The organism is Polaromonas sp. P4_F4, from assembly GCF_056401355.1.
In genome coordinates, this window is the sequence record NZ_JBFUJO010000051.1 from 1 (window position 1) to 10,733 (window position 10,733).

Annotated in this window: 12 protein-coding genes; 10 read left to right on the forward strand and 2 right to left on the reverse strand. The window is 56.2% G+C overall.

All coding sequences use genetic code 11. The features are described from left to right. The 10 genes from AC1DUR_RS25475 to AC1DUR_RS25520 all read left to right on the forward strand — a co-directional run. A partial coding sequence (locus AC1DUR_RS25475; RefSeq protein WP_477722355.1) for a type II secretion system F family protein occupies positions 1-1,004 on the forward strand: 1,004 nt, incomplete at its 5' end. Positions 1,005-1,053: 49 nt separating this feature from the next. Then, entirely contained in the window at positions 1,054-2,793 is a 1,740-nt protein-coding gene (locus AC1DUR_RS25480; protein ID WP_477722356.1) for a GspE/PulE family protein, read from the forward strand. Between the two features lies 1 nt (position 2,794). Beyond that, the gene (locus tag AC1DUR_RS25485) at positions 2,795-3,655 is read left to right on the forward strand and encodes a hypothetical protein (RefSeq protein WP_477722357.1); all 861 of its coding nucleotides are present in this window, start codon (positions 2,795-2,797) and stop codon (positions 3,653-3,655) included. Positions 3,656-3,664: 9 nt separating this feature from the next. Then, positions 3,665-4,300 (forward strand): hypothetical protein, encoded by a 636-nt coding sequence (locus tag AC1DUR_RS25490; RefSeq protein ID WP_477722358.1) that lies wholly within the window; start codon positions 3,665-3,667, stop codon positions 4,298-4,300. 44 nt (positions 4,301-4,344) lie between these two features. Then, positions 4,345-4,992, forward strand: coding sequence for a hypothetical protein (locus AC1DUR_RS25495; RefSeq protein ID WP_477722359.1), 648 nt, complete (start codon positions 4,345-4,347; stop codon positions 4,990-4,992). Positions 4,993-5,096: 104 nt separating this feature from the next. After that, on the forward strand, positions 5,097-5,651 hold the full coding sequence (locus AC1DUR_RS25500; RefSeq protein WP_477722360.1) for a hypothetical protein: 555 nt from the start codon (positions 5,097-5,099) through the stop codon (positions 5,649-5,651). Positions 5,652-5,688: 37 nt separating this feature from the next. Beyond that, the gene (locus AC1DUR_RS25505; RefSeq protein ID WP_477722361.1) at positions 5,689-7,767 is read left to right on the forward strand and encodes a secretin N-terminal domain-containing protein; all 2,079 of its coding nucleotides are present in this window, start codon (positions 5,689-5,691) and stop codon (positions 7,765-7,767) included. A gap of 35 nt (positions 7,768-7,802) precedes the next feature. Beyond that, positions 7,803-8,273, forward strand: coding sequence for a type II secretion system protein (locus AC1DUR_RS25510; RefSeq protein ID WP_477722362.1), 471 nt, complete (start codon positions 7,803-7,805; stop codon positions 8,271-8,273). Between the two features lie 33 nt (positions 8,274-8,306). After that, the gene (locus AC1DUR_RS25515; protein WP_477722363.1) at positions 8,307-8,789 is read left to right on the forward strand and encodes a type II secretion system protein; all 483 of its coding nucleotides are present in this window, start codon (positions 8,307-8,309) and stop codon (positions 8,787-8,789) included. Positions 8,790-8,796: 7 nt separating this feature from the next. Further along, positions 8,797-9,267 carry a type II secretion system protein gene (locus AC1DUR_RS25520; protein ID WP_477722364.1) on the forward strand — a complete coding sequence of 157 codons (471 nt, stop codon included), beginning with the start codon at positions 8,797-8,799 and terminating at the stop codon, positions 9,265-9,267. A gap of 367 nt (positions 9,268-9,634) precedes the next feature. Here AC1DUR_RS25520 and AC1DUR_RS25525 read toward each other — a convergent pair whose 3' ends face one another. After that, positions 9,635-10,015: a hypothetical protein gene (locus AC1DUR_RS25525; RefSeq protein ID WP_477722365.1), complete on the reverse strand. Its 381-nt coding sequence runs from the start codon at positions 10,013-10,015 to the stop codon at positions 9,635-9,637. A gap of 19 nt (positions 10,016-10,034) precedes the next feature. Beyond that, the coding region (locus tag AC1DUR_RS25530; protein ID WP_477722366.1) for an RHS repeat domain-containing protein at positions 10,035-10,733 on the reverse strand (699 nt) is incomplete at its 5' end.

A 10,733-nucleotide genomic window follows, 5' to 3' on the forward strand; every position in this document is an offset into this window, starting at 1 on the left:
GACCTGGCCACGACCTGGCCACCCTCATGGAGGCCGGCGTGACAGTGAAGGAAGCCATTAATGCCCTGACGCGCAGGGAAACCTCCCCCTCGCGCCGCCAAATCCTGAACCAGCTCAACCTAGCGGTATCCGAGGGGTTTTCCTTCTCTGTCGCGCTGGAGCGTGCCCAGGTGTTTCCTGACCTGCTAGTTGCCACCGTGGCGGCCAGCGAACAAACGGGAGATTTGGCAACGGGCCTGTCACGCTACGCCAAGCATCAGCAAAGCCTGCGCACGGTACGTGACCGGGTCATCGGGGCCTGTGTCTACCCTTTGCTCTTGCTGGCGGTCGGATCGCTGGTCGTCGTCCTGCTGCTGGGGGTCGTCGTGCCCCGCTTTGCGACGCTCATCGAAAGCAATGGTCGCGAACTTCCCTTCCTGTCACAGTTGTTGATGACTTGGGGGCAATTCGTCGATACGCACCCGCTCGTACCCATGCTCATGTTGATGGCCATGAGTGGCACCGCTGCAGCCCTGGTGATGCAGTGGAGAAAGCCCGAAATGCGCAAAAAAATGCTGGAGAAGATCCCCGGCGTTTCCAAGGTCGTCCGTGAGTTCCAGCATCTTCAGATGTACAGAACCACCGCCATCCTGACCTCCCGCGGCATCGCCATACACAAGGCACTTCTGCACAGCATGGAACTGCTCAGTCCCACCGACCGCCAGCGCTTACGAACAGCACTCGACCAGATGCGAGAGGGTGTCGCCATCAGCAGTGCGCTTTCGAATTCTGGATTATCTGATGTCGTGGCGACCAGCATGCTCAACGTTGCAGAGCGCACCGGGGCATTGTCCGAAATGCTCGACCGGATTGCCGATTTTTATGAGCGAACCCTGCAGAGAAACATCGACATCGTCAGCCGATTGATCGAGCCCATGCTGATGATCATCTTTGGCATCCTCATCGGAGGCATCGTGATTCTCATGTATCTGCCAATCTTCGATTTGGCCTCAAGCATTTCATGATCTGTGTTGACATGCGCGCGTTGACACCGTGAGTTCCCCTCTATTGCCCATGACCTTCACTCTGATCGATACCCACCCCGCGACCGAACAACGCGGCGTGCGACCTCATGCATCCATTCTGGCGCAGGCCTTGGGTGCGGTGACGGCCGGCCAGCGCGTGTCATGGCTGGCGAATCATCTGGCCATCCCCGAAGACGAGGCACTCGAGATCTGGGCAGCGCATTTCCTAATGCAGCCCATGACCCGACAGGAACTCGAACACGTCCAGCCGGACTTCGATCAGGCCGCCTTCGCAGAATGCCAAAAGCGTGGCTGCATCGTTGGCACATTGAAGGAAGACGACGCGCAGGGCGCGCTGCTGTTTATCACTCACGATCCAAGCGACCTTGACACGCAACAATGGTTTGAGGCGCTGCTGGAAAAACGCGCCCCCACCCGCTTGGTGCGTGTGCTCGTCAGGGAAGAGGACTTTGTGCGCTGCCTGTCAGGCGCCGAACAGAACCTGCGAGCGATGGATACCGTCCATATCGAGGACTCTGCTGTCGATGAACTGGAATCATCCAGTACCTTGCTGCTGTCGATGGCCAACATCGAGTCCACCACCAATCCCACGGTTCGCTTGGTCGATTCGACGCTCTATGACGCCCTGAAGCTGGGCGCATCAGACATTCACTTCGAAGTGCAGCACCGCGCACTGCACATCAAGTATCGCCTCGACGGAGTCCTTCAATCCATCAAGCGCATCGAAAGCCTGGACACAGCCCATCAAGTCGTCTCGCGAATCAAGGTGCTGTCGGACTTAGACATTTCGGAGCGGCGCATCCCGCAGGACGGACGATTTCGAGTGACGCTCGATCGGCGTGAAATCGACTTTCGCGTATCGATCATGCCCAACATTGCCGGCGAGGATGCCGTGCTTCGCATCTTGGACCGCAAGCACCTGACGGGCCAATTCGAATCCTTGACACTGGATACCTTGAGTTTTGAAGACGACGTCAAGGCCTTTATTCGCCGGGTGTCCTACCTTCCCTATGGCCTCTTGCTTGTGACGGGACCGACAGGTAGCGGCAAGACCACCACGTTGTACGCCGCCATCTCGGAAATCAACACCGGGCTGGACAAGATCGTCACGATTGAAGACCCTATCGAGTACCAGTTATCTGGCGTCTTGCAGATTCCAGTGAACGAAAAGAAGGGGCTGACTTTCGCCAAAGGCTTGCGCTCTATCTTGCGCCACGATCCGGACAAGATCATGGTCGGGGAAATCCGTGATAGCGAAACCGCGCAAATCGCCGTTCAAGCCGCCTTGACGGGTCACCAGGTCTTCACCACGGTGCACGCCAATAATGTCTTTGATGTGATTGGGCGATTTTCGAACATGGGGGTCGACAGTTACAGCCTGGTGGCGGCGCTCACGGGCATCATGGCGCAGCGCTTGGTGAGAACCGTCTGTCAGCATTGCGCCCAGCCGGTTGATTCAAACCATGAAGACCTGATAAAAATCTTCGAATCACTCAAAGCAAAGGCCATCAAGGATGTCAGCTTGAAGAAGGCCCAGGGTTGTGAGCATTGCCGGTGGACGGGTTATAGGGGGCGTGCAGCGATTGCGGAGACGCTGCCGATCGACGACGAAATGAAGGACCTTCTGGTTCAACATGCCCCCATCTCGACGCTCAAACGTCTGGCGCGAGAAAAGGGGTTCCAAAGCCTGCGTGAGTCGGCAATTTCGTTGGCGTCTCGTGGCTTGACCACCCTCGACGAAATCAATCGCGTGACGCCCATTCAGTGATATGAAACAAACCCTTGTATTGACGCTCACGGGTGAGCAGGTGACCCTTGAGGTGGTAAAGCCGGCTGCAGCGCCTGGGCTTCGCGGCTTTCGGGGGGCATTTCTCCGCTTGCGCAAGCTAGCATCACCCAGCACCACGCTCGAGCGCGTCGCATGCGTGGAACATTTGGCGCAAATCACATCGGATTCATTGCCCAGCGCGCTCGAGCAGGTCTGGACCCTGTTGAGAAATACCTATAGCGCTTCAGTCGATGGAAGTGGATTTGAGGTCCACGTCGGGCTCGCCCATGCCCGGCTTGGACTCCTTGTTCTGGCAGATACCGGCGCAAAACCCCTCACCGCCAGCGCATTGGATGCTTACGCAAAGGCATGGGTGCGGCAGATGTGGGATATCGATCCAACGACCCAAATCATCAAATGGCAGGCACTCGAAGACAAGAACAAACTGCTGATTTCCTGCGTTGATCGCCAAGTGTTCGATGGTTTGGCCGCGTTTTCGCACCGACACAGTCTGCAATTTGTCAGTTGCAAGCCCGCCCTGCTAACAGCATTGAAGACATACAACGATGAGAAAAAAACGGCGCGCTCCAATGCGGCAATAACTGGCGCGACGACACTGGTTTGGACTGAGGCATCAAGCCTCGCAACACGTTCAAGCGTCGTGCAACTGCTGCGCTATGAAGGCGCTCACCTCCAGGCGCTTTGGCGTGGTTGGCTAACCCCGCCCATCGCCCCGGACGGTCCCGATGATGTCCTGGACGGCGCCATTCGACGTTTTCTGGCCAGCAACAACGCACAGCCAGGGGACACGTTGCGCCGTCACCATTGGCCTGCTCTTACCTCTGGGTCCTCAATTTCTTGAACCTAGCCCATGAGAAGCATTTCTGTTCGCGATCCCTTTAATATTGCGCCTCACGCCCCGCGGCACACGCGCGCCAGTTGGATGGTGTTGGCCGCTGGATTGCTGTTTGCCGGTGGCTGCATTTGGCCGTTGGCACAGAGCATTCAAGCCCTAAAACAGGCTACCGATGTCCACACGGCAGCCAATGCCGCGGTGCGGTCCCAGGCAGATCTTCAACGCACCGCGTTGCTACGGCAAAACGATCCTGCCGCACTGGAGCGTGCCAAGGCACAGCAAAAGATTCAAAACATGTTGCGCATGTCGTGGTCTGGACTTTTCGGCGCACTGGAAACGGCCGCCCAGGCGGTGCGGGGTGGTGTGTCCATTCTGGCCCTCGTTCCGTCCAATGCACAGGCCAATGTGGCCCAGGTAAGCGTTACCGCATTGGCAGCCAACCCGCACGTCATGCTGAAGTACGTCGACGCGCTGCAGAAAAATGGCTACATACGCAACGTTGAAGTCACGATGCAACAGCCTGACGAAAAGACCGGGCCTGACGTTCTCCGCTTCCAAATGACCGTCTTGTGGGACCCCAGCGCTATGGCATTGCTATCTGAAACGGTTGCCAAGGCGAACGTTGCCCGCCCCCACAGCACACTGCCCTGAGCCTAACGCCGTCAACACCAGCTGCCATCGTCGTCAAACATCACATGAAATTTTCCAACAATCGCCCATGGTTTCGACTCCGGGCTCCAGTGCCTTCGCACTGGGCGCGCGTGATCTCGCAAGTGGACTGGCCCGTCCTTGCAGGGCTGTGCGCGGGCATTTGTGGGCTGCTGATGCTGGCCGCTTCCTGGCACATCCAAGGCCAAACCAAAGAGTTGCTTGCAGCTTCGTCACAGGTAATTTCAAAGCAAACCAATAGCGCGCCATTTGCCAGGCAGCCGTCTCAGTCGGTGGAAGCCATTTTTTCCGTACCAGAACAGAACACGCACCTTGCCGACCTGGGTCGTCTGTTCAAACTCGCCAAAGACAAGGGGGTGAATCTTGGGGCCATTGAGTACCGTGTCGAGCCCAGTACTACCTTGCCCATACTTGTTCGAACGCTCAATCTGCGCGTGAATGAAGAATATCCAAAACTCAAAGGCTTTGTAGCAGAGCTGCTAAATGCCATGCCGCACGTCTCCTTGCAAGAGATTCGCATTGAACGCAAGGACGATACCGCTTTGCAGGAACACGTCATGCTCAAACTCTCTTTTCTCTACCAGTCACCACCGAAAAATTCACCGGCTTCACAAGGTACCAATCGATCGCAGAGCACGAGTGAGGCGCAAATGGACTACGCGAAACTTCGATGACAGCGCCAAATCGACCACCCATCGTTCGTCGCTGGCCGCACCTTGTTGGCTTGGGGGCGACCGGCCTTCTCAGCTTCGTCCTGGCGGCCGCGTTTCAGATGTGGATGATGACGGCCAAAGATGATGAGAAGGGCATTGCCGCGCCTGGGGCACGTGCCGCGAGCGGCTCTGCCGCGCCGGTCCGTCCTCCCCTGAAAGAGCTTCAATACGCCTCCGTTACCGCACCACAGCAGGCCGATATGGTCCGCATGGACGATCACGTCATCCTCAACCCATTTGGGGCCTTGAATTTGATGGCGGGTTTGGATCTTGACAAGAAGCCTGCGACGCCTGGTGATCCACGGGAACTCACACCCGGCAAGAAACGCCAGGCCAAGATCACATCGCCCGCACCGCCGCCCCAGGTCGCCGCGGTTCCCCTTGCACCGCCTCCTCCTACGGCTCCCCCTATTCCGTTTATCGCAGTGGGCGCTATTCATGGCGCCCAAATCGCGGAAGGAAAGCCCGTTGCATTCCTGCGTCAAGGGGACAACGTGTTGGCCGTGCGGGCTGGGGACTCCATCGGCCCGAGTTATCACGTGGACAACATAAGCCCTGAAAAAATCGAATTTACTTACTTGCCGCTCAAGCAACGTCAGTTCCTGCCCTTGGCACGTTGAAGTGCACTTTTATTCGTATCTGACGCATTTATCCCTCATGAAAGAACACGTTGCCATGGCTTACTCTTCTGATTCAAGGCCCTTTCACGGCAAGGGGCGCTGGATCCTTAAAAGTGTTGCTATTGCATGCAGCGCCGTTCTGAGTGGTTGCGCGAGCTTTCATCACACCAAGGGCATGGTTGAACTGTCGATGGATCAGACAGACGAGGGAATTCAATCTTTGGAAGTTGCCTCGCAAAAAGACCCCAGGAACCCCGAGTACAAGATCGACCACTTACTCAAGCGCGACCAAAGCATCCTGAACTTGCTGGCCCAGGCTGATAACCTGCGTGCCAATGGGAAACTGACTGAAGCACGTACCGCCTACGAGCGAGTGTTGAAATTGGATCCCGGTCATGCAAGAGCCAAACTCACACTGTCGGCGCTACCTCAAGATGCCCGTTACGACAAGCGGCTAACACAAGGCGAGGAGTTCCTCAAACAAGGAAAGATGGAGCTTGCGCTCGACCGTGCGTCCCAGGTACTTGAAGATCACCCTCAAAACCAACGCGCCTCCCAACTCAAGGAAGCCGCCATGGATGCCAAGGCAAATCTTGAGCTGGTAAAGGCCAAGGACCTTGCTGCACGATCCATCCTGGATGCGCCCGTGACCTTGCAGTTCAATGACGCAACCCTTAGGGTCGTGTTCGAGTCCCTGTCCAAGTCCACCGGAATGAACATTCTGTTTGATAAGGATGTAAAGCAAAACAATAAAGCGACGATATTTGTTCGGGATGTTTCCGTATCCGATGCCATCGATCTCATCTTGTTGCAAAACCAGCTCGAAAAACGCGTGGTCAACGGCAACACCATGATGATTTATCCCGCGAATGCGGCGAAAGAGGCCGAGTATGAAGATCTCACCATTCGTTCATTCCGAGTCACCAACGCAGACATCAAATACCTGAGCAGCATGCTCAAGACAATGCTCAAACTCAAGGAAGTGGCGGCCGATGAGCGCACCGGGATTTTGGTCATCCGGGATACCCCAGAACGATTGCGTCTTGCGGAACGACTCATTGCCGTTCACGATGTGCCTGACCCGGAGATCATGCTGGAAGTGCAGGTACTTGAAGTCTCCCGAACTCGCGCCAGCAATATCGGCATCAAACCGCCCAACAGCTTCAGCGTCACGACACCCGGGGCTGCTGGCACCTTAACCCTGGGCGCACTCCGAAACATGACGAGCGGCGACCTTCTGGTCTCACCACTGTCAGCGACGTTGAATTTCAAGCTTGAGGATGCTGACGCCAAGATTCTCGCGAGCCCGCGCATTCGCGCGAGAAACAAGGAGAAAGCCAAGATCATGATTGGCGACAGGGTTCCCACGGTCACGAACACCGTAACACCCGTCAGCACAGGCTCGGCCGTCGTGACAGGGTCCGTTACTTATCAAGATGTAGGCCTCAAACTTGAATTTGAGCCACAGGTGTACGGCAACAATGATGTAGGCATCAAGATCAATCTGGAGGTTAGCAACATTGCCCAGGCCTTTACCGATCCACAAGGCGGCCGGTCCTACCAGATCGGCACGCGAAATGCCAGCACCAACCTGCGGCTCAAGGATGGCGAGACCCAGATTCTTGGAGGCCTTATTACCGACCAGGACCGCAACACGGCTTCCTTGATCCCTGGCCTCGGTCACCTTCCCCTCGTCGGACGCATCTTCGGGAATAACGACGGGGCGGACAACCGCAGCGAAATTGTCCTGGCCATCACGCCGCACATTGTTCGCAGTATCCCGACCATCCCGCCGGACACCAGGAACATCTTCTCCGGCACGGCCAATGTTTTGCGCGAGCGGCCCATCCTCGCCGAACCTGTCACGCAACTAAAGATCTCCGGTACTTTCGGCGGCTCGTTCGCGGATGGATCAGGTTCGACAAACAACGCTTCCGGCGGCATTCGCTCTGCTTTGCCCCCTCCCGGTGGTGCCATGCCAGGCATTTCGGGTCAGCCACTGATCAATCCAATGCCCGCTCCGACTGCCGCGCCCGGATCACCGATGGGAAGTGGCAATAATCCTTTGCCTTCGCCGCCGGCGATGTACGTTCGCCCGTCCCCAACCACCCGATGAGACGACACCAACATCATGTCAATAGCGGGCAGGACGTGAAATACGAGGTCTCGTCAGTGACCAGGCAAAAGCACTTGCGGTCAACTCGCGGCTTTACGCTGATCGAGCTGCTGGTGGTGTTCACGCTCCTGGCCTTGCTGCTCAGCATCGCCTTGCCGCGGTATCTCCAGGCGGCCGATTCCGCGCGAGAAAAAGTGCGCCAGCAGAATCTGGCTACCTTGCGTGACGCTATTGATAAATTCAAGGCGGACCAAGGACGACTTCCCAATGAACTCTCGGAGTTAGTCGCCAAGCAATACCTGCGTCACATCCCGTTGGACCCGGTGACCGGCTCGAACACTTGGACGACGCTGCCGAATCCTGCAGGTCAGGAGTCCGGCGTTTATGACGTTGCACCTCCTCCGATGCTGAGTTCCCAGTCTGGCGACTTGTCAATGCCTGCGGAAGCGTCTGCCGTTGCAGACAACAACCCGCCCCTGCTGGATGCCGCTGACGCTCCAAAATGACCCTGATTCCGCAACCCTCAAACTGACGCACGTATGAAGTCGCGAAGCCGTGGATTTACCCTGGTTGAGTTGTTGGTCACGCTCGCCCTGGTTGGCATTGCGGCCGCTGTGGTGCTTCCACTCAGCGCATTGATGGAAACCCGCGCCAAAGAAGCCGAGCTTCGAGGGGCCTTGCGAACGATTCGACAAGCTCTGGACAGTTACAAGGCGGCGTCAGATGCGGGGGTCATCGACAAACCGACGGGCACTTCTGGCTATCCACCCAGCCTGGATGTGTTGGTGACAGGCGTTGCAAAGTCTGCTTCGCTGGGTTTTAGTGCCACGCCAATGGTGTTTCTGCGGCGCATACCGCGGGACCCGTTCTTTGCAGACAAGTCTACGCCGGCATCTCAGACCTGGAGCATTCGAAGCTATGGTGCGGATGCCAGTGATTTTTCTCAAGGACAGGATGTGTTTGATATCTCATCCAAGTCAGATCGTCTTGGACTAGACGGCACTCGTATGACTGACTGGTGAAGCGACGATGCGTGTGCCTCCATCCCAAAAACAGCGCGGCGTGGTGCTGCTAACCGTGTTGGTGTTTGTTCTGGTCACCACGTTGGGGGCGAGCAGCCTCGTCCAAATGCATCAAACCCAGGCCCAGCGCGACAGGGAAGAGCAACTGTTGTTCGTCGGTGACCAGTATCGCCGTGCGCTCGCTTCCTACTACAACACAATTCCGCCAGGCTCGTCACGTTCTTTGCCGCAATCTCTGGAAGATCTTGTGAATGATCACCGGTTTCCGAAACCAATGCATCACTTGCGCCGGCTTTATCCGGATCCCATGACCGGACAAACTGACTGGCAACTTGTTCGTGAAGGCAGCGGGATCATCGGAATTAGCAGCCGTTCCGATCAACCACCCTTTAAGAAAAAAGGGTTCAGCAAAGAATACAAATCTTTCGAGGGAAAGAGCTCCTACTCTGAGTGGAAATTTACCCTCAAGGCGTCATAGCTTACGGAAATCCGCGAGCTCGCAAGCAATCAGTTATTCCTACCGATGGCGATCGGCCAACTCCGGTTCTCCACCCAGGTGTTGTCCACGGGCAGGCACCCGTCCGTCGACAAGTCATGTGAGCACTTCCCAGCGAATAAGGCGGTAATCCAACCCAGCAGGTGCTGGAGGTGCTTGATTCGGTGCTGCAGCAGGCGCGTTGAAGAGCCAGGCAGCAGCGGCTAAAGAAGAAAGTCACCTCACCCCCAGCTTTAGCGGCTGACAGGGGTTGCAGGTGGATTTTTGTTTTGAGTCAAGAGAGAAGCTGGCCATTCGCCCTTTCAGAACGGGCGCAGGCAGCTATTGAATTTGTAGCAATAGCTTGGCCTTAGGGCTTGCAAAGCTCTCCCTCTTTGTAGTATTTAATTTTCAATTCGCCTTGACCCAGAAGTTCCGGAGCCATTTTCAGAACCTCTGGCTCAATTACCTGCCTGCAGCTGGGGGCATTTAAGCAGGCACGTACTTCGTCCACTCGAGCGCTCGCTTGAACATGAATCAGGCACAGAGCGGTGGTGTCCTTTTTCTCCGCTATTGCATGAGCAATATTCGCCTGCATTGAGTAAGTAGCAATAGCATTCATAACAGCCAAATAATTGCCTCGCAACTGGAGTTGCTGCTCCGTGTGCGAAGCTCCTATTTGAAGACCTCCAAAGAATGCGCCGATACAAGCAACCACGGCTATGAGACCAACCACAATGTTTTTTTTCATACCTAACTTTCGCAACAACTTATCTACCCGGGGCAGTTAGGCCTGGTTGAGGCCCACCTTTGTAATCTTTGTCGAAGCCATATTTAGTGCACTCGCAAGTGGTCGTAGCTGGGTCAAACGCACTTGCGTACGGCGCATTACGACCAGTGCGAAAAACATTGCCCTCGCATGTCGTGCAAGTTGACTCAACACATATCCACGCTTTTTTTATCTCTTTAGTTGCTTCACAAGCCATGAAGAGACACTTCCACGAATCATTCTCATATTTTTGCTGATTGGCCTCGAGTTCCTTCTTTGCATCTTTCGGAAGTTGGTCGGGCGGGGGCAAAGGTTTATCTTTACCGTAGCTCTTGCGGATTTTCCCAGCAAGCCCCATCGGATCCACCAAGCTCAATGGATCCCCCGCCACATAGGCAAAGGTATTGATGCCCCCGGCGAGTCCTATGGGGTCCGACTGAATATACCTGCCCTGCCGCGCACTGTACTCCCGGTTCCAGTTCTGGAACAGGCCGGTCTCCGCGTCAAACACCTGCCCGGGGAAGCGCGGGTTGTAGACAAAGGCGCCCAGGCCACTGGGGTTCTGATTCGGCGCCGTGCCGCCAAAGGCTTCTGCCGTGTCCCAGCGCCAGACGATGGTCTGGTCCTGCCGCGTGATCACCCGCGGGGTGGCGATGTGGTCGGCATGCAGGTTGTACAGGCTCACCGCAATGTCATTCGT